Origin of the sequence: Paraburkholderia sp. PREW-6R, assembly GCF_039621805.1 — a bacterium.
GTDB lineage: Bacteria > Pseudomonadota > Gammaproteobacteria > Burkholderiales > Burkholderiaceae > Paraburkholderia.
Map to the genome: position 1 here is coordinate 1,799,009 of NZ_CP155073.1, position 19,136 is coordinate 1,818,144.

Below are 19,136 nucleotides of genomic sequence, written 5' to 3' on the forward strand. Positions count from 1 at the left end.
CGTCAGGCCGCCAGATCGCGCCGGGCCGCACCGGCCCATGTTGCCGTTGATTCGCGTACGATCAGCCGCGGCGACACGACACGGCGGCGCCCCGGCGCGCGAACATTGCCCGACGACGTGCCGGCGATGCGCTCGATCAGCGTCTGCGCGGCCATGTCGCCCAGCGCGCGCACCGATTGCCCGACCGTGGAAAGCGCCGGATACGTGAAGCGTCCCAGTTCGATGTCGTCGAAACCGATGATCGAACAGTCGCGCGGCACGCTGATATTGCGCTCCGCCGCCGCACGCAATGCGCCGATGCCCATCATGTCGTTGCCGGCAAAGATTGCCGACGGCTTGATCGTGTCGAACAGTTGAGCCGCCGCGCGGTAACCGCCCGTGCCCGAAAAATCGCTTTCCACGATCGCGTCGGGCGGAATGTCGATGCCGCGCTCGGTCATCGCGCGAATGAAACCGTGGACCCGCATCGCGCTCACAGCCGTCTGAACCGGCCCGGTGATGCAGCCGATTCGCACGTGCCCGAGTTCCAGAAGATGACGGGTGGCGAGGTAGCCGCCCTTCTCGTGGTCGATCTGCACCAGATCGGCGCTCAGTCCTTCGATGTTGCGGTCCACGATGACCAGCGGCTCGCGGGCATCGGCGAGCGTCTGCGCGAGCACGGCGTCGTCGCCGGCAGATGCGACGATCAGGCCGTCTATGCGCTTTTCCTGCAGCACACGTAAATAGTTACGCTGCTTCGCGGGGTCGTCGTCGGAATTGCAGAAGAACACGCAATAGCCGTTGCGCGAGCAACCATCCTCGATGCCGCGCGCGAGCTCCGCGAAGTACGGGTTCGTGCTGTTCGGCACGACGAGGCCGATCGTGGCGGTCGCCTTCGCCTTGAGCGATCGCGCCACCGCCGACGGCACGTAGTGAAGCTGACGGATCGCGTGCTCGACCTTCGCGCGCACGTCGGCCGACACGGGCCGCGAGTTGTTCACCACGTGCGAAACCGTCGTGAACGACACGCCTGCCACGGCAGCCACATCTTTGATCGTCGCCATAACCTGTTGCTCTCCTGCCTGTTTTTCCCGCCGCCCGCGCCACCTGGCGACGGGCCGACACCTTGCCGCGCCCTTGTCAGGCGCGCTTGCGGCGGCTGCGGTACGTGTCCAGCACCACCGCCACCACGATCACCGCGCCTGTAATCATGCGCTTGGTCGGTTCGTTCGCGCCGATCTGCGCAAGACCCGCCGCCAGCACCGAGATGATCAACACGCCGAAAAACGTGCTGATCACCGAGCCGCGCCCACCCATCAGACTCGTGCCGCCAATCACCACCGCTGCGATCACCTGCAGCTCCATCCCCACGCCCGCGTTCGGGTCGGCCGCTTCCAGACGCGAAATCTGGAATAGCGCGGCAAGACCGGCGAGCGCGCCCATCAGCGCGAACACGATGATCTTGTACGGGCGCGGATTGACGCCCGCGAGCCGCACCGCTTCCTCGTTCGTGCCGATGCCAACCAGGTAGCGGCCGAACACCGTGCGCGTGAGCACCAGCTGCGCGATCACCATCACCGCGACGGCGATCAGGAACGCCGGCGAGATGCCGAGCGCGAGCGGGTTCGACAGAAAATCGAACGCGTCGCCGATGTACGCCGTGCGCGAATTGGTCATCTGATAGGCCATGCCGCGCGCCGCTTCCAGCACACCGAGCGACACGATGAACGACGGAATCCGCCAGCCCACCGTGACCGAGCCGGTGATCGTGCCGGTCAGCGCCGCCGCGGCCACCCCGAGCAGGGCCGACGGAAACGGGCCCCAGCCCCATTTCAGCGCGGCGACGCTCACCACCGACGCGCCGAGCGCCAGCACCGAGCCGACGGACAGATCGATTCCGGCGATGATCAGCACGAACGTCATGCCCACCGACATCACCACCAGATCCGGGATCTGATTGGCGATCGTGCTGAACGTGTCGTACGTCAGAAAGTGCGAACTCAGCAGCGAGAACAGCACGATCATGGCCAGCAACGCGCCCGCCAGACCCAGGTAATTCGAAAAGCCCAGCCGTGTGCCGGCCGGTTTGCCGCTCGCGATCGGCGCGGACGGGTCGGCGGCCGGTGTCACGCCCGCGGCGCCCTGCTTGCTGCCCGATGCTTCACGCAACGATTGATCTGTCATCACACACTCCCTGCTTCACTGGTGTCGGGGGCGTGCAGCAACGCTTCGCGGTTGCGGTAGCCGGCGAAAGCCGCGGCCAGCAACGCATCCTGCGACCAGCCGTCGCGTTCAAACACCCCCGTCATGCTCCCCGCCGACATCACGCCGATCCGGTCGCAGATCAGCATCAGTTCACGCAGGTCGCTCGACACCACGACGAGCGCGCGCCCTTCACGAGCGAGCGCACCCATCAAGCCATAAATATCGAACTTCGCGCCGACGTCGATGCCGCGCGTGGGTTCGTCGAATAACAATACCTGGCAGTCGCGCGCCAGCCAGCGGCCGATCACCACCTTCTGCTGGTTGCCGCCCGACAGCTCGCCGACGATCTGCCCCGGTCCCGAACTGCGGATGCGCATGGCGTCCATCTGTTTTTGCGCGAGCGCGTTTTCACGCTTCGCGTCGACGATGCCATGGCGCGCCACGCTGCCGATGTTTCCCAGCGACACGTTCGCGGCGATCGGCTGCGGCAGCAGCAGACCTTCGCCTTTGCGGTCCTCGGTGATCAGCGCGATCCCTTCGCGTACCGCATCCGTGGGCGAGCCGATCTGCACCGGCGTAGGCGGCGCGCCCGGCGCCCTTGCGAGCGACACGGTGCCGCTGTCCTTCTGGTCCGCACCGTAAATCAGCCGCATCAACTCCGTGCGCCCCGCGCCGATCAGCCCACTGATACCGAAGATCTCGCCGGCGCGGACTTCGAACGACACGTTGCGCACCACCTTGCCGCGCGTGAGCCCCTCCACTTTCAGAAGCGGCGCGCCGATGTTGCGCACGCCCAGATCGATCTGTTCGCCGAGTTCGCGGCCCACCATCCACGTGACGATCTCGTCGCTCGTGAGGTTGGCCATCGCGTCGACGTGCACCAGCCGGCCGTCGCGCAGCACCGCGATCTGCTCCGCCACCCGCGCCAGCTCCTCGAGCCGGTGCGAGATATAGATCAGCGCGACGCCCCGCGCCTTTAACCGGTCGATCTGCTCGAACAGCAGGTCGACTTCGCGCGCGGTCAGCATCGCGGTCGGTTCATCGAGGATCAGCACGCGGCAGTCGTCGATCAGATTGCGTGCGATCTCCACCATCTGCTGATGGCCGATCCCGAGTTCGCCGACCAGCGTGTCGGGATCGATCGCGTCGAGCCCGACTTGCGCCATCGCCCGCCGCGCGTCCTCGCGCAGCTTGCGGCGGTCAATCCAGCCGAAGCCGAACGCGCCGGCATGCGGCAGCCGGTTCAGGAACAGGTTTTCCGCCACCGATAACGTCGGCAGCAGATTCAGCTCCTGCATCACCATGCGCACGCCGAGCGTTTCGGCCTCGGTACGGCTTGCCGGCGCATAAGGCGCTCCGGCGAGGCGCATCGTGCCCGTAGTCGGCTCGACGAGCCCACCGATGATCTTGGACAACGTGCTCTTGCCCGCGCCGTTTTCGCCCGTGAGCGCCAGTACTTCGCCGGCACGCAGCGACAGCGAAACGTCGGCGAGCACCGGTTCTGCATAAGTCTTGCCGACGCCGCTGACAGACAGCACGGCAGTCGAGGCGTCGTGGTCGTTTGAATCCATTGCAATCCTGGTTCCGTGACGTCCGGCCGGCGTTCGGCTCGCTGCAATGCGCTCGCCCGAAAGCCGCCGTTCGTTGCCACGTGTGATGCCGGCCCCGCGCGGAACAAGGCGCGGGCTCCAAGGGCCACTCACTTGCCGTCGCGCGACCGCCGTCATGACGCATATCACTGGACTTAACGGCGGCGCGGCGGGTTTCTTGAGCGTTTATTGAATTCGCGCGGACTCGCGAAGCACTTTGGTGCGTACGTGCCGGCTCAGATCCCTACCACCGGCACGTGCATCAGGCTCGATTTCCGCATGCGAAGGCTCATGCCTGCACGACTGACGACCTTATTTGGTCACCAGATCGCACGGCGTTTCCACCACGCCCGACAACTCCGACTGCTTCTTGTGCTCGTTGAGCGCCTTCAGCGCGGTGTCGATGCCGAAGACGGCCTGCTTCGCCGCGTACTGGTCGGCGGTGGCGAGCACACGGCCGTCCTTCAGCATGGGCTTGATCGCGTTGATGTTGTCGTAGCCGACCACGTAGACCTTACCCTGCTTGCCGGCGGCGCGCACGGCCGACACCGCGCCGATCGCCATGTTGTCGTTGCCGGCGAGCAGTGCCTTCAGGTTCGGGTATTCGTTGAGCATGGCGGACGCTACCGCGTTGCCCTTGTCGATTTCCCAATCGCCGGATTGCACCGATACCACCTTGGCGCCCGCGGTCTGCATGGCGGCCTTGAAGCCGGCGGTACGCTGCTGGGCGTTGGTCGTCGTCGAAACGCCTTCGATGATGCCGACCTCGTCGCCCGGCTTCAGCTTTTTCGCGAGATAGTCGCCGACCTTCTGCGCGCCCTTCGCGTTGTCCGGGCCGACGAACGGTACGTTCAGATCTTTCGACTTGAGCACGTCCGGGTCGAGCCGGTTGTCGATATTCACGACGATGATGCCCGCGTCCACTGCCTTCTTCACGACCGGCACGAGCGCCTTCGAATCAGCCGGCGCGAGCACGATCGCATCGACCTTCGAGACGATCATCTGCTCGACGATGCGGATCTGGTTCGCGGTATCGGTTTCGTCCTTGATACCGTTGGTGATCAGGTCGAACTGCGCGGGGTTGTGTTTCTGATAGTCCTTCGCGCCGTTTTCCATGGTGAGGAAAAACTCGTTCGCGAGCGACTTCATCACGAGCGCGACCTTCGGCTTGTGGGCCGGGGCGGTCTGCGCATAAGCGGAGGAAAACGGCAGGGCTGCGGTAGCGGTGGCAAGAACAGCGGCCGCCAGAATGCGGCGGCGAAGGCGATGGTTCATGCATATCTCCAGGTTTCTCGAGCTCGAAAACGAGCCGTATTTTTAGTGGCGCGCAAACGTTTGCGAGGCCTATTCTCAGCGCAATCTGTTCAAAGTGTCAACGAATTGCCGTGTTGCAGTGCACCGCCGCGCACAAAATGCGGCGAGATCATGGCGACTGGCAATCGCTTGTTCGAAGCGGCGGCCTTGTTTCGAGGCGCGTCGGCAGGCAGCGTGTGGCAAGGGTTCCTCGCTCGGTCCGTGCATGGCGGATAGCCCGCTGCTGCAAGATCGGCAGTCAGCGGGCCGCCTATGCTGGACTGTTATTGCGCGCGCTGCAAGCAGGAACAACTCGGAGAACGATACGCACCCAACATCCACACACGGACGACGCACTGAAAAGCGAACAAGGATTCGTGGCGTGAGCGACGCGCCCTGGCCGCACACAGGCCGTCGCGCCTCGCCGCTCCTATAGCCAGCCCGCCCTGCGAAAGCGCCAGTAGAGGATGAGATCCACCGTGAGCATCACGGCAAGGCAAACCGGGTAGCCGTACTTATAGTGCAGCTCCGGAATGCTTTGAAAGTTCATGCCGTAGATGCCCGCAATCATGGTTGGGACCGCGAACAGGGCGGCGAACGAACCGAGCCGCTTGGTCACTTCACTCTCGGCTAGCGAAATCATCCCGAGGTTGACCTGAACCGCGGTCACGACCATTTCACGCCGCCCGTCGATGATGCGCACGATCCGGTCCAGGTGATCGTACACGTCGCGGAAATACGCCTGCATGCCTTCGCAAACGCTTGGAATGCGGCCGCCAGTCAGCTTGCTGATCGCCTCCTGCAACGGCGCAATATGATGCTGCAGGATCACGAGGCGTCGTTTGAGCGAATACAGATCCTGGATGATCGCGCGCGACGCCGCGGAGTTGTTGCGGTCGAAAATACGGTCTTCGAGCGCCTCGATCTCCGTATTCATCGACTCGATCACCGGGAAATAGCGATCGACAATATCGTCGGCGAGCGCGTAGAGCACGAACGCGGCGCCTTCCTTGAGCAGTTGTGGCTCGCGTTCACAGCGAGCGCGCACGTTCTGAAAGCCGGCTCGTGTGCCACGGCGCACCGAGAGCACATAGTTGTTGCCCACGAACACGTCGACTTCGCCGATCAGCAGTTCGCCGTGTTCGTCCTGTTCGACTGTGTGCATCACGGCGAAGAGCGAATCGCCATACTCCTCGATCTTCGGACGCTGGTGACCGAACTGCGCGTCTTCGATTGCCAGATCGTGCAGGCCGAACTCCTGTTTCATCACGGCCAGTTCGTCTGGCTCGGGGTCTTTCAGCGCGACCCAGACGAAGCATTCGGGCCGCGCCACGTAATCGCTGATAGCGTCGATATGAATGTCTGCCAGCTTCCGACCGTCCTGATAGGCGGCGCAATTAATCAGCATATTGGATAACCCTGGAACGGAAAACAGACCGAACGGCGCCGCGAAAAGCGTAAGCCCTTTGTCAGATCTGCAATGGATGTCACCGCAAGAATCGCCATGTTAAGTGCTCTGCGTGAACGCCATGTATCCAATTGTTAAAGACCGGCCTTCAACGCCGCGCGAACAGCGATGATGCACTGCTGGGCCAAATTCGCGCCGTCCATGTCCAGCGATCGCGCGTTGATACAGTGCAGTCCTTCTTCGCCTTGAGACAGGCAGCCCATCATGGCGACCCGCATTGCGGCCGGCACCACGGCCAAATGGCGACTTGCGCAGCACCCCGATCTTCTTCATGATCGTCGCAAGGCAACCGGACCCACCATCGAGGAAATAGCTATGTGGTACTTCACATGGATTCTGGGCATTGGCGTGGCGCTGGGATTCGGCATCATCAACGTGATGTGGCTGGAGGCGAATGGCACGTTCGCGCGTGACCCGCAACGCGCCGGCACACCGTCCGCCACGAAAGCGGACGCGCGCTCGTGACACATCTGGTTTTTTTCTGTGGTCACGCGGGAACCGGCAAGACCACGCTCGCCCGAAGAATGATCGGCCCGCTTATGCGATCGAGCGCCGCGCCGTTCTGTCTGCTGGACAAAGACATCTTGTACGGCGGCTACAGTTCGGCTGCGATGACCCTGTTGACCGGCGACCCATACGACCGCGACAGCCCGCTCTTTCTCGACCATCTGCGCGACCCGGAGTATCGCGGCCTGATCGACACCGCGCGCGATAACCTCGAACTCGGCGTGAGCGCGATCGTGGTTGCGCCGCTGTCACGAGAAGTACGCGAGCGGCGTCTGTTCGATCACGCGTGGCTGGGTGTCGGCGCTGACGTCACGTCGCGGGTGGTGTGGGTGCATACGTCCGAAGAGACGGCGCACCGGCGCATCGTCGAACGCGGCAATCCGAACGACGCGTACAAACTCGCGCACTGGGACGATTACCGGAAACGCCGCTTCGTGCCGGCTGGCGACATGGCCGCCGACCTGCTGATGTTCGACAACACCGCGCCGGCATCGCAGGATTATGAAGCGCTGCTTGCAGGTATTTTATGAAGCGGCGTTCGCACGCAGGCTGACGCTGAGGGCAGCCTGCGTGCCCGGAGCGCCGCCTTCGGCGCCCGCTCGCGCCGGGTTCACGCAGTGAGACCCGCCAGTGAGACCCGCCAGCCCGAGCCGGCTCGACTACGACAGCCAGGCGTGCAGGGCATAGAGCCGCCCGGATCGCACGCGTTGCCAGCACCGCCGCACCGCCTATACGGTCGCCATGGCGTTCAGCGTCTGCCCTTCGTACAACTGCCCGAAGCGGTTCGCCAGAAAGTCTTGCAGCGACACCTGCTCCTGCCGCACGAAACCCTTTTGCGGCAGCTTGCGCTCGCGAAACAGGTCGAGCACCGCGCACATCGCACCGGCCGTCGTGATCTGGATCGCGCTCATCGGCACGCCGCACACCGTCTTTGCGAAGATTTTGCGGGTGAAGACTTCCTGCACCAGCTGGCCGTCGCGCATCCCGCTCACGGTGATGAAGACGAGCACCACGTCCTGCGCCGTCGACGGCACCGAACGGCGCATGATGCTCTTTAGCGTGTCACGGTCGCTCGAAAGACGCAGATCCTCCAGCAGGAATTGCATCAGGTTGCGATGCCCCGGATAACGAACCGACTTGTAGTCAAGCGATTCGACACGCCCCGACAGCGTCTCGCACAACGTGCCCAGCCCGCCCGACGTGTTGAAGGCTTCGTACTCGGTGCCGTCGAGTGAAAAGTGCTCGAGGCCTTCCAGCGGCTGCACCCATTGCGTGCGGCTGTCGCGGATCGCCTCGCACGGTTGGCAGTACTCGTTGATCAATCCGTCGACGCTCCATGTCAGGTTGTACTTCAGCGCATTAGTCGGGAATTCAGGCAGTGCGCCCACGCGCATCTTGACGTCGCGGATTTCGGTGAAGCGGTTTGCCAGCTCATGCGCGGCAATGCCGATGAACCCTGGCGCCAGACCGCATTGCGGCATGAATGCATGATCGGCGTCGTCGGCGATCGCACGGATCGCGTGAGTGGCCCGCACGTCCTCGGTCAGGTCGAAGTAATGCACGCCCGCTCTTTTAGCGGCCGACGCCACGTTCACCGCAAGGTAGTAAGGCAGCGCGTTCACCAGTGCGTCGAAGCCCTGCATCGCGCCGCGCAGCGCGGCGGCGTCGGCGGAATCCACGCGACGGGTCGAGATACCTTGAGCGGCGAGCTTGTCGAGCGCGTGCTGGTCGCGGTCGAATGCGACGACCTCGTAGTCGCCGGTTTCACGCAGCATATGCGCGATGGTGTGACCGATCAGGCCTGCGCCAACGATGGCTACTTTCATGAGCTTTTTCTCCTGTTATCCGTGTGCCGTTCTCGGCCAGGCCTGCGCGGCGTCAGACGCAGCGCAGGCCAGGGGCCGAACCCTTGAGCCACAGTCTAGGGAGAAGCAAAAACAGTTCATACGCGCAATGTGCTGCGCATTGACCATCAAACTCGACGTTTTGACGAAGCGATTCGTCGATATGACCAAACGTTGTTAAAACGGCGTAAAAATCCGTGTGAGGCGGTCAGCTCATTCCACGGTCGATCTTGCGCGCGAGAATGATCGACGTCGTGGTGCGCTCCACGCCTTCGAGTCCGCCGATCTGGTCGAGCAGATCGTTCAGACGATCGGGCGAATCCGCGCGCAGCCAGGCCACGTAATCGAACTCGCCGCTCACCGCGCACAGCATCTGCACCTCGGGCATTTTGCCCAGACGCTTCTGGACGGCGGGGCCGTGCTTCGGCGCGATGATGATTCCGACATACGCCTGGATGCTCGAATCGAGCACGTCCTGCCCAAGCCGCACGCTATAGCCTGCGATCACCTGACTGCGTTCGAGCCGCGCAATCCGTGCGATCACGGTGGTACGCGCCACGTCGAGCTGACGGGCAAGATTGGCGACGCTTTCGCGGGCGTTGGCTTGCAACAGCGCAACGAGGTTGCGGTCGAGTTCGTCGAGCTGGTCGAGGCGCGGTGGTCTCATCGAAGTGGCGTAGAGGTGGCGTAAAGGTGACGAGAAGTAGCGTAGAAGTGCCGTAGCAATGGATCGGTGCAAAGCACGCGATTGCGCAGGATTATCGCGCGAGTTCCACGTGCTGCGTTGACCAACCGGCCTCTTTCACGACAACGTGATATACGTGAACCCGCGTTATGCACTGCTGGCCACCCTGGCCGCCGTCTTGCGCGAAGCGAGCGGACCACCGTAAAGCACTACTGCGAAAGCTTCCGTGCCATAAATGTAAGCACCGGCTATTTCGCGATCGTTTCGGTTGTAAGCGTTTGTCGCATACCGGCCGCATCGCCCGGAGATCGTGATACTAATAGCGGCGACGGCAATCTAGGCATCCGGCTGTCGTGCGTCGACCCGATCGATGCGCAACCGGCCGCTCGCCTTGAACGCCTTGTCCCAATTCGAACAGACATCAGGAGTTTCGATGAAAAAAGCACTGGTAATGCTGGCCTCCGCAGTCGCGATGAGCGGCGCATTCGCACAAGCTTCCGCGCCTGCCGCGGCACCGGCAAGCGCCTCCGCGCCGGCGTCCGGCAAGGCTGGCCACGAGCGCAATGTCGAAGACCGCATCGCCTATCTCCACTCGCAACTGAAGATCACCCCGGCACAGGAAACGCAATGGAACGCGTTTGCCGACGTGATGCGCAGCAACGGCCAGACGATGGGCGAACTGTTCCAGCAACGGCGCGCCGCGGCCAACTTGTCCGCGCTCGACGACATGAAGCAATACGCGACGATCGCGCAAGCGCACGCTGACGGCATGAAGAAGCTGGTCGACGCATTCGATCCGCTGTACAACAGCTTCTCGCCTGAACAGAAGAAGCTCGCTGACGCAACCTTCCATCAGCCGGGCGGTTCTGGCGGTCCCCGTCACCATGGCAAAGGCAGGATCGGCAAGGTTTCGCCGGCGCCTGCGAGCGACGCATCGGCCAGTCAGTAAGCATCTCGCATGACTGGCGTGCTGCGCCAATGCGGCGCACCTCGGCAGTAAGGCCTTCGAGAGGTTCGCTCATGCTTCTGGCATGATGGCGGCTTGGCGGCGTCAGGCTTCGGGCCGGCGCCGCATCCGCTCATTACCCACGGCCGCTTCATGACTGAACTGAAAAATCTCGACCTGAGTCAGGATGCTGACGCGCAACGCGTCGTCAAGAACGAAACGGTGAGCGTGGCTTTCGCCGCCGCCGCCGGCGAGTTGATGAGCCTCGAAGGCCCGAACCGCTATGCCCCCGGCGACGCACTGATCACCGGATCGACAGGCGAGCGCTGGGTCGTCTCCCGCGCGCGCTTCGACGCCAAGTACCTGCCCGTGGATCCCGCACTCGCGCATGGCGAGCCCGGCGCGTATCGCAACCGCCCTGCCGTCGTGCTCGCCAAACAGATGCACCAGGCGTTTTCGCTCGCCCGCTCCGCGGAAGGCGGCGACGTGCTGCGCGGCGCGGCCGGCGACTGGATCATGCAGTACGCGCCCGGTGACTATGGCGTCGTGCAAGCCGCACGGTTTGCCAAGGTCTACCGGCGCGCGGACTGAAGCGCGCCGCGTCGATCGGCATCTACGCGAATTCATCTCCCAGATCCACGGTGACGTCGCGCGGCACCGCCTCGCCGTTCGCATACTGCTCTTCGAGCGAGCCGATGCTCGCCTCCACATACGCACGCAATACCGCGAAACTGCGGCCGCGCAAGCGCGCCGGCAGTGCGCGATAACGGGCCCACGCGGCTGGCGAAATTACCACCGTCATCACGATCCGGCGCGCTGCTGCGCCGAAACGCATCGCGACCCAGTGAATCGCCAACGCCGGCGTATCGCCCTCTTCCGGCGCCCGCTGGATGAACTGCGTCTGCTCGGGAAAGAGATCGCTGATGACGCGCGCCAGTTCCTCGAATTCGGGACTCGCGCAATCGTATTGGTAAGCTTCCATGATGTCTGCCGAAAGGTTCAAGCAAAGAGATGTGCGCGCCGCAGCGCATGAATGACTGCTCGACGCGGCGTCGCCGTCAGGCCGCCACGACTGGCCGGCGAACCGTCCTGACCAGCAGCCCCGCGACGATCAGCGCGCCGATCGCGTACACGCCATCCACCGCCACGAGCGGCACGAGCTGCGCCTGAAAGAGCGCGGCCGGCACATCCACCGCCGCGTGCAGCACGATTGCGAGCGGCAGGATCGCGCGCCAACCCGCACGCACGCCGCGCCACATCAGCACCGACAGCCCGATCTGGAACACCAGCGCGGCCACGCGCTCCAGCGCGAAGATGCCTGCGGTCTGCGGCGTGAGACTCGCGAGGATCAGGTGAATACGCATCACGGACTCGGTCGGCAGATTGCTGAGGTAGCCGTCAAGCTGGCCGCGATTCTCAAAAATCGCGAACAGAATCCATTGAATCTGGACGAGCACGCCGACCAGCCACGCCTCCGCGCCGCCGTGCCCAAGGCCGTACGTCAACGCGGTGCCGTCGTTCAGGCCGCCGGTCAGCGCGGGCTTCGTGCTCGCACGCCTGAACAGCAGACGCATACCGATGAAGCGCCCGACTTCTTCGCAAATGCCCGCGGCGAGCGCGCCGTAAATCACGAACGCGACGGGGTTCGACAGAAATTCGGCCGTGGCTGCGTTCCGATGCAACACGTAATCATTGAGCGCGCGTTCGATCACCATGGCGAACAGCGCGAATACGGCAATGCCGGTAATGGCGTCGCGCGGATTCAGATGGAGCGGCCTGCGCAGGCGGCGGTAGATCAGAAAAGGTAAAGCGGCGACCAGCAGCGTCGCGAGGGCGAGGCTCGACAGGGTAATCGGTGCAACAACCATGAGTTTCCTTGCGATGACCGGCGCGCAACCGCTGCGCGCCGCAGCCCGAATGATCGCAGATCGGCGCAAACTCAGCGCGACCATGCGCAACTGAATTCAACGATGCGCGAATCCGGGCTGCGCTGCAAGAAAGCGCCATCAACGGGAAGTGGATGCCCGCACGATCAGTTCACCCGGCAGCAGGTAATCGCGCGCGCTCGTCTGAACGCCTTCGATACGCTCATGCAGCAGCTCGACCGCGCGATAGCCGATCTCATAGGTCGGCTGGCGGATGGTCGTGACGCCGGTCAATTCGGCCCACTCCGGGTCGTCGATGGAAAGAAGCGCGACGCGCGTTTGCCAGTCGTCGCCATAACGCGCTTTCAGATGCAGTGCGAGACACAGCGCGACCGGCGCATTCGCCGCGAACAATGCGACAGGGCGCGCCTTTGGGGCCGTGTCGGCGCCGGCGTGACGGGCTGCATCGGCGGGCGCGCGAGGCGTCGCGTCGATCGTACGATCCAGCGTGCAAAGGCTGCGCTCGACCTCGCGAGGGTCGGCAAGATCGAGCACCAGCGTACGACCGCGCGCCATACCGCCGCCAGTCTGCGCGCTCATGACCTCGCGAAACGCCGTCTCTCGCACTTGCCGCGAACTTACCTGCTCGAACGGCTGAACGACAAACCAGATCTCGTCGAAGCCGGCATCAAGCAGATGCCGCGTGCCCAGCTCCGCCGCCGCGCGGTTGTCGAGCCCGACCATGTCGGCGGTGAGCCCGTCGACGGAACGATCCACGAGCACCGCCGGAATACCGCCGCCGCCCACCGGCCGCAGCGTTTCCTCGCGCACGCCCAGCGCGTTGACGATCACGCCTTCCACGCGATACGTGGTGAGCAGTTGCAGATAGCGCCGCTCCATCTCGACTTCGTTCGCCGCGTGACAAATCAGCGGCATCAGCCCGAGGGCGTGACAGGCCGCTTCCACGCCTTGCAGCACTTCCACGGTGTACGGATTCGTCAGGTCGGCGAGCAGCATGCCGATCAGACGGTTGCGGCCGCGCTTGAGCCCGCGCGCCATCTGGTTCGGCTGGTAGTCGAGTCGCTCGATCGCCGCCTCGATCCGCGCGCGCAATTCCGGCGACAGCACGCTCGTCTCGCCGTTCAGATAGCGCGAGATGCTGGTCTTGCCAGTGCCGGCTTCGCGCGCGACGTCGGTGATCGTGGCGCGGCGCCGGGCAGCAAGCGGCGTCGAACTCATGACGTCCTCACTTGCGCAGGACCTCACGATTGACGATATTGTTCGACAACGTGCCGTCGAGCGCGGCGACCAGATTCTCCGCTGCGTTGCGCGCCATCGCATGGCGGGTTTCATGCGTTGCCGAGCCGATGTGCGGCAGCGCGACCACGTTCGCCATCCCGAGCAGCGGCGAGTCGGCCGGCAGCGGTTCGGTTTCGAAGACGTCCAGACCCGCGCCGTGGATCGTGCCGTCGCGCAACGCTTCGATCAGCGCCTGTTCGTTCACCGTCGCGCCGCGCGACGCGTTGATCAGGATCGCGCTTCTCTTCATGGCCTGAAGTTCGGCCGCGCCGATCATATGCCTCGTTTGCGGCGTGAGCGGCACTTGCAGGCAGACGAAATCGGCCGTGGCGAGCAATTCGGACAATTCGACGCGGCGTGCGCCATACGCCTGTTCCGCTTGCGGATTCGGGCTGCGGTTCGTGTACAGCACGGTCATGTTGAAACCCAGCGCCGCGCGCCGCGCGACCGCACCGCCAATCCGCCCCAGGCCGACGATGCCGAGCGTCTTGCCCTGCACGTCGACGCCAAAGTGCGACGGCCCGATGCTTTCCTTCCACTCGCCCGCCTTCACCCAGTCCGCGAGTTCGACCACGCGCCGCGCGGACGCGAGAATGAGTGCGAAAACCGTGTCGGCGGTGGATTCGGTAAGCACGTCGGGCGTGTGTGCGAGCACAATGCCGCGGCGCGTGAGGTCGTCCACGTCGAACTGATCGAAGCCGACCGAAATCGTGGACAACGCTTTTAGCCGGCTCGCGCCTTCGAGCATGGCCGGCGTGATCTTCACGCTCGAACCGATGCCGCCGTCGGCCTCTTTCAACGCGGCGACGAACGCGTCGTGCTGGGTGGGATCGACCTGCACCACCTCCGCGTGTTGCTGCAGATAAGCGAGCACGTCATCGGGCAGCGGCTTCCATGCGACGATCTTTTTCATCAGCCAATTTTCCTTGCAACGGTGGGATGGGCACGCTCGCGTTGCTCCGCGGCTTCGGGCTGCGGTTGCGCCTTGACCATCAGCGTGAGGATCACGGAGGCGATCAGCGCCACGCTCATGAACGCGTAGGACGCCGCCGGCGAGCCTGTCGCGCCGTTCAGATAGCCGACCACGTACGAGCCCACGAACGAACCGAGTGCACCCATGCTGTTGATCAGCGCCATCGCACCGCCTGCCACATTCTTCGGTAAAAGCTCGGGCACGATCGCGAAGAACGGACCATACGGCGCGTACATGGCCGCGCCCGCGATCACGAGCAACGCATACGACAGCCAGAAATGCGACGAGCCGAGCGCATACGACGCCGCGAACGCCACTGCGCCGATCAGCAGAAACGGCCACACGAACAGTCTGCGGCGATTGAGTTTATCGGATGCCCACGAAGCGGCAAGCATCGCAATCGTCGCGGCCAGATAGGGCAGCGCCGACAGCCAGCCCGTTTCGACCATGCCGAGCGTGGAGCCGTTCTTCAGAATGGACGGCAGCCAGAGCACAAAGCCATACACGCCGATGCTCCAGCAGAAGTACTGCGCGCACAGTTTGATCACCGCGGGCGTGCGGAACGCTTCGCTATAGTTGCGCACCGGCTTGATCGTGGCCTGCTCGGCGCGCAGCGTATTGGCGAGATCGTCCTTCTGCTCACGCGTGAGCCAGGCAACCTGCTGCGGCTTGTCCTGCACGATGAACCACCAGCACACGGCCCACACGACGGCGGGTATGCCCTCGGCAATGAACATGTGCCGCCAGCCGAACGAATGCACGAGATAGCCCGACACGACCGACATCCAGAGGACCGTCACCGGATTGCCGAGAATCAGGAACGTGTTGGCGCGCGAGCGCTCGCTCTTCGTGAACCAGTTGCTGATGAAGATCAGCATGGCGGGCATCACGGCCGCTTCGACCACGCCGAGCACGAAGCGGATCACCATCAGCGACGGAATATTGCTCACCATGCCGGTCAGCGCCGCGCAACCGCCCCACAGAATGAGACTCCAGAACACGAGCTTCTTGACGCTGCGGCGTTCAGCGTAAATCGCACCCGGAATCTGAAAAAAGAAATAGCCGAGGAAAAACAGCGCGCCGATCAGCGACGACAATCCCTTGCTGATCCCGAGGTCCTGATTGATGCCGGCCGCCGACGCGAAACCGAAGTTTGCTCGGTCGAGATAAGCCAGGCTGTAGGTGATGAATACGATCGGCATGATCGTCCACCAGCGGCGAATCGCAAGCGATGAGGTCATGGGTGTCTCCTTTTACGGCGTCCCGAAACAGTGATGGAGGTCCTGAGGCGCCGTTCGAGCGCTCTTGCTGTTATTGCGGCACGACTGCGACACGACTGCGACACGATTACGGCACGGCCCGTCGGAAAGCGGCTCGTGGCGCGCCGCCTGGAGCACGCGGCTCATAGCGCGCAATTCATGCCATGCTCGCGACCCGAGGTGCGTCGCCCTTTTCGAGCGCGTCCAGTTCGGCGCGGCTCGGCAAGCCTTCCGAATCGCCGATGACCTGAATCGCCAGCGCGCCGATCCGGTTACCGCGCGCAACCGCTTGCGGCAGCGACTTGCCTTCGAGCAGCGCGCTTATCACGCCGACCGCGAAACCATCGCCCGCGCCGACCGTGTCCACCACGTTCGTCACCGGCTGGCCGGCAATTACGGCGGCGTCTTCCGCGGTGCGAAAGTAGGCGCCCTGTGCGCCGAGCTTGACGATCACACCCCGCGCGCCGCGCTCCAGATAGAAGCGCGCGATCTCGTCGGGCTGTGTGTATCCCGTGAGGATTTCGCCTTCGCCGATGCCGGGCAGCACCCAGTCAGCCAGCTCCGCAAGCGCGTTCAAACCTTCGACCATTGCGGCGCGCGACGGCCACAGCGTCGGCCGCAGGTTCGGGTCGAACGAAATGGTCTTGCCGGCCGCGCGCATTTCCCGCGCGAGGTGAAACGCCAGCTCACGCGAACTTGCCGAAATCGCGGGCGCCACACCGGTGAGGTGCAGGTGACGCGCCGACAGCACGTAATTGGCTACGTAGTCGTCGCGCGACAGGTGGCTCGCCGCCGAACCTTTGCGGAAGTATTCGACCGCGGGATCGCTGCCGTCGTCGTTCTTCGACTTGAGCTGGAAGCCGGTGGGAAATCGATCGTCGGTGATCACGCAGCGCTGGTCGATGCCCTCCTGGGTGAGCGTGTCGCGCACGTACTGGCCGAACGAGTCGTTGCCGACACGGCTCACGTAACCCACGTTGAAGCCGAGCCGCGACAGGCCGATCGCGACGTTCAGATCCGCGCCTGCGATCCGCTTCGTGAACTGGCCGACCCTCGCCAGCGCGCCGGTTTCGGCGGCGACGAACATGGCCATCGCTTCACCGTACGTAATCACATCGAGTGCTGCGGATGGGGTGCTCATGCCTCGCTCCTTTGTTCCATTGATGCCCGGCCTTCGCGTGGCGTCTTGCGCGCCGCGTCCCGGCCTTTCTTTGCATGCGCTCATCGCGCCTGCGTCGTTGTCGATGCTGCTTTTTCTCTCAGGTTCTACCTGCCGCTTACGCGGCGGCAAGCCATGCAACGTAATGCGCCGCGTCCGCATCGATATGCTGTGGATCGAACGGAAACTCGATGCCGCGCGGCACATGGCGCGGCAGGTTATCGAGCAGCGCGGCAAACTGCGCGTCGTCGGCGGCCGGGGCAACCGGAAAACGGCGTGCGCCCTCGCCTACCGTCGTCTTGCAGTGAATGTAATCGACGTGCGCAGCGAGCGGCCTCGCAGCTTCCAGCGGCACCACGTCGCGCCACGCCCAGTTACCGGTATCGAAAGTCATGCCGAGCAGGTCGGCGCGGTTTTCACGCGCCAGCGCATCGAACAGGCCGACGAACTGCGCGAGCGAACCGCCTTCGGCCTGCTGCCCGTTTTCGACGACGAGCCGCACGCTCGCGCAACGCATATGATCCGCGATGACGGCGGCGCCGGCATCGCCCGCGAAGCCGCCCAGTTGCAGCTTCACGAAGCGCGCACCCAACGCGGTCGCTTCGTCGACGGACAGGCGCAATGCGTCCGCGTCGACTGTGCCCTGCGAGGTGTAGAGCGACGCCGGCGTCGAATAGACCGACCACATGCCCAGCTCGGCCATGCGTGCGCCCAGCGCGCGCAGCGCCTGCGGCGTAGCGTCGGCTTCGCTCGCAAAAAGTTCGCGACGCACTTCGAAACCCGCCGCACCCGCGCGCCGGCTTGCTTCGGCCCACGTCAGATGGCCATGCGTGCGCACGGCGTCCACACCGAAGGCGCTCGCGACGATCACCACGTCTACTGCATCAGCCATAGCCAGTCTGGTCCTTTACACGCCGCGGCCGGTACTTGGAACCGGTTCCAACCACATATTTAAAAAAAGCGCCCAAGCGCTTCCAATGCATGGATAGTGCGCGGAGCACCCGTCACACACCATAGTGGAAATCCCTAGGCATCGGTTCGGAACGATACGGAACTGTCAGTCCTCTTCGACCAGACAAAGCGCCAGAAACCGCTCGACCACACGCGAAGGCGCGCTGGCATGCGGCACGAGGATCGATAGCCGCCGCGTAAGCGGCTCGGGACTCAGCGTGAGCAGGCATAGTGCGCCGTCCTCGTGACGCATCGACATGGCGGAGACGAAACCGATGCCCATACCGGCGCGCACCGCCTCTTTCACGCCCTCCACACCGGCGATTTCCAGCGCGACGCGCATGGGCGCTGCGGCTCGCGCAAACGCACGTTCGACAATCTGCCGCACGCCGGACCCCGCCTCGCGCAGCACTAGCGGACAGTCGGCAAGCGCGGCAAGCCGCACCTGCCCGTCGCCCGATCGCGCTTCGGCGGCCTGCGCGAGCGGATGCGCACGCGGCAGGATCGCCACGATCTCGTCTTCACGCCAGGGATGCACGGCGGTATCGGGCGGCAGATTGGAGCCGACCGGTCCTTCGATCATCGCGATATCCACCTCGCCCAGCGCGCCGACGATTTCCGCGGTGTTGCCGTCCGCGGTATGAACCGCGACCTCCGGGTAACGGCGGTGAAAGTCGGCGATCAGATACGGCAGCAGATAGCTCGCGGGAGTCGTGCTCGCGCCAATCCGCAGCGTGCCTTGCTCGACGCCGCGCAGCGCGTCGCGGTAGGCATGCGCCTGGCGGTAAGTGTCGCGCAGCCGCGTGGCGTAACTCGCGAGTCGCTCGCCGGCGGGCGTCAGACGCACGCCGCGGCCGTCGCGCTGATAGAGCGGCTCGCCGAATTCATCCTGCAGCTGCCGCAACTGGCCGGACACCGCCGGCTGCGACAGGTGCAAGGCGAGCGCGGCGCGACTGATGTTGCGATGCTCGGCGACGGTCGCGAAAGTTATCAGTTGGTCCGGGGTCATGCCGTCCAAGTATCAGATGAGGCGATATATCTCATTCTAAATCATGATTTTATATATCGATATATCTAATTTAGGATTAGCCCGTTCGCATCGCACCGATTCGTG

19 protein-coding genes are annotated in these 19,136 nt (G+C 64.0%); 4 read left to right on the forward strand and 15 right to left on the reverse strand.

The features are described 5' to 3' along the window. Nucleotides 1-2: 2 nt before the first annotated feature. The 5 genes from AAGS40_RS07770 to corA form a co-directional block, all read right to left on the reverse strand. Complete coding sequence (locus tag AAGS40_RS07770; RefSeq protein ID WP_345810709.1) at nt 3-1,043, reverse strand: LacI family DNA-binding transcriptional regulator; 1,041 nt, start codon at nt 1,041-1,043, stop codon at nt 3-5. Between the two features lie 76 nt (nt 1,044-1,119). Then, nucleotides 1,120-2,163: an ABC transporter permease gene (locus AAGS40_RS07775; protein ID WP_345810710.1), complete on the reverse strand. Its 1,044-nt coding sequence runs from the start codon at nt 2,161-2,163 to the stop codon at nt 1,120-1,122. Beyond that, complete coding sequence (locus tag AAGS40_RS07780; RefSeq protein ID WP_345810711.1) at nt 2,163-3,755, reverse strand: sugar ABC transporter ATP-binding protein; 1,593 nt, start codon at nt 3,753-3,755, stop codon at nt 2,163-2,165. The genes AAGS40_RS07775 and AAGS40_RS07780 overlap by 1 nt, the downstream gene beginning before the upstream one ends. A 330-nt stretch (nt 3,756-4,085) precedes the next feature. Further along, a complete protein-coding gene (locus AAGS40_RS07785) occupies nt 4,086-5,048 on the reverse strand; it encodes a sugar ABC transporter substrate-binding protein (RefSeq protein ID WP_345810712.1) in 963 nt (320 codons plus the stop codon). A gap of 448 nt (nt 5,049-5,496) precedes the next feature. Continuing rightward, complete coding sequence (gene corA, locus AAGS40_RS07790) at nt 5,497-6,474, reverse strand: magnesium/cobalt transporter CorA (RefSeq protein WP_345810713.1); 978 nt, start codon at nt 6,472-6,474, stop codon at nt 5,497-5,499. A gap of 375 nt (nt 6,475-6,849) precedes the next feature. Between corA and cydX the strand changes: the two genes are divergently transcribed. Together cydX and AAGS40_RS07800 are read left to right on the forward strand one after the other, a co-directional pair. Further along, nucleotides 6,850-6,999, forward strand: coding sequence for a cytochrome bd-I oxidase subunit CydX (gene cydX, locus AAGS40_RS07795; RefSeq protein ID WP_345814312.1), 150 nt, complete (start codon nt 6,850-6,852; stop codon nt 6,997-6,999). Further along, the gene (locus tag AAGS40_RS07800; RefSeq protein ID WP_345810714.1) at nt 6,996-7,571 is read left to right on the forward strand and encodes an ATP-binding protein; all 576 of its coding nucleotides are present in this window, start codon (nt 6,996-6,998) and stop codon (nt 7,569-7,571) included. Before cydX ends, AAGS40_RS07800 begins: the two co-directional genes overlap by 4 nt. A 198-nt stretch (nt 7,572-7,769) precedes the next feature. Here AAGS40_RS07800 and AAGS40_RS07805 read toward each other — a convergent pair whose 3' ends face one another. After that, the gene (locus tag AAGS40_RS07805) at nt 7,770-8,867 is read right to left on the reverse strand and encodes a saccharopine dehydrogenase NADP-binding domain-containing protein (protein WP_345810715.1); all 1,098 of its coding nucleotides are present in this window, start codon (nt 8,865-8,867) and stop codon (nt 7,770-7,772) included. Nucleotides 8,868-9,093: 226 nt separating this feature from the next. Further along, nucleotides 9,094-9,552, reverse strand: a complete 459-nt coding sequence (locus AAGS40_RS07810) for an Lrp/AsnC family transcriptional regulator (protein WP_345810716.1) — start codon at nt 9,550-9,552, stop codon at nt 9,094-9,096. Between the two features lie 451 nt (nt 9,553-10,003). On the opposite strand from AAGS40_RS07810, the gene AAGS40_RS07815 reads away from it, so the two are divergent. Both AAGS40_RS07815 and AAGS40_RS07820 read left to right on the forward strand, forming a co-directional pair. Beyond that, entirely contained in the window at nt 10,004-10,519 is a 516-nt protein-coding gene (locus AAGS40_RS07815) for a Spy/CpxP family protein refolding chaperone (protein ID WP_345810717.1), read from the forward strand. Between the two features lie 150 nt (nt 10,520-10,669). Further along, a complete protein-coding gene (locus AAGS40_RS07820) occupies nt 10,670-11,107 on the forward strand; it encodes a PGDYG domain-containing protein (protein WP_345810718.1) in 438 nt (145 codons plus the stop codon). Between the two features lie 22 nt (nt 11,108-11,129). Here the strand turns inward: AAGS40_RS07820 and AAGS40_RS07825 are convergent, their stop codons facing one another. The 8 genes from AAGS40_RS07825 to AAGS40_RS07860 all read right to left on the reverse strand — a co-directional run bounded on the left by AAGS40_RS07825 (nt 11,130) and on the right by AAGS40_RS07860 (nt 19,031). Further along, nucleotides 11,130-11,498: a DUF3022 domain-containing protein gene (locus AAGS40_RS07825; protein ID WP_345810719.1), complete on the reverse strand. Its 369-nt coding sequence runs from the start codon at nt 11,496-11,498 to the stop codon at nt 11,130-11,132. Between the two features lie 76 nt (nt 11,499-11,574). Further along, complete coding sequence (locus AAGS40_RS07830; RefSeq protein WP_345810720.1) at nt 11,575-12,384, reverse strand: YhfC family intramembrane metalloprotease; 810 nt, start codon at nt 12,382-12,384, stop codon at nt 11,575-11,577. A 138-nt stretch (nt 12,385-12,522) separates the two neighbouring features. Continuing rightward, nucleotides 12,523-13,620, reverse strand: coding sequence for a LacI family DNA-binding transcriptional regulator (locus tag AAGS40_RS07835; RefSeq protein ID WP_345810721.1), 1,098 nt, complete (start codon nt 13,618-13,620; stop codon nt 12,523-12,525). Between the two features lie 7 nt (nt 13,621-13,627). Next, complete coding sequence (locus AAGS40_RS07840; RefSeq protein ID WP_345810722.1) at nt 13,628-14,593, reverse strand: D-glycerate dehydrogenase; 966 nt, start codon at nt 14,591-14,593, stop codon at nt 13,628-13,630. Further along, the gene (locus tag AAGS40_RS07845; protein WP_345810723.1) at nt 14,593-15,894 is read right to left on the reverse strand and encodes an MFS transporter; all 1,302 of its coding nucleotides are present in this window, start codon (nt 15,892-15,894) and stop codon (nt 14,593-14,595) included. Before AAGS40_RS07845 ends, AAGS40_RS07840 begins: the two co-directional genes overlap by 1 nt. Before the next feature lie 175 nt (nt 15,895-16,069). Beyond that, nucleotides 16,070-17,053, reverse strand: a complete 984-nt coding sequence (locus AAGS40_RS07850) for a sugar kinase (protein WP_345810724.1) — start codon at nt 17,051-17,053, stop codon at nt 16,070-16,072. A 136-nt stretch (nt 17,054-17,189) separates the two neighbouring features. Further along, nucleotides 17,190-17,963: a TIM barrel protein gene (locus AAGS40_RS07855; RefSeq protein ID WP_345810725.1), complete on the reverse strand. Its 774-nt coding sequence runs from the start codon at nt 17,961-17,963 to the stop codon at nt 17,190-17,192. A gap of 165 nt (nt 17,964-18,128) precedes the next feature. Beyond that, nucleotides 18,129-19,031 (reverse strand): LysR family transcriptional regulator, encoded by a 903-nt coding sequence (locus AAGS40_RS07860; protein WP_345810726.1) that lies wholly within the window; start codon nt 19,029-19,031, stop codon nt 18,129-18,131. Nucleotides 19,032-19,136 lie beyond the last annotated feature (105 nt).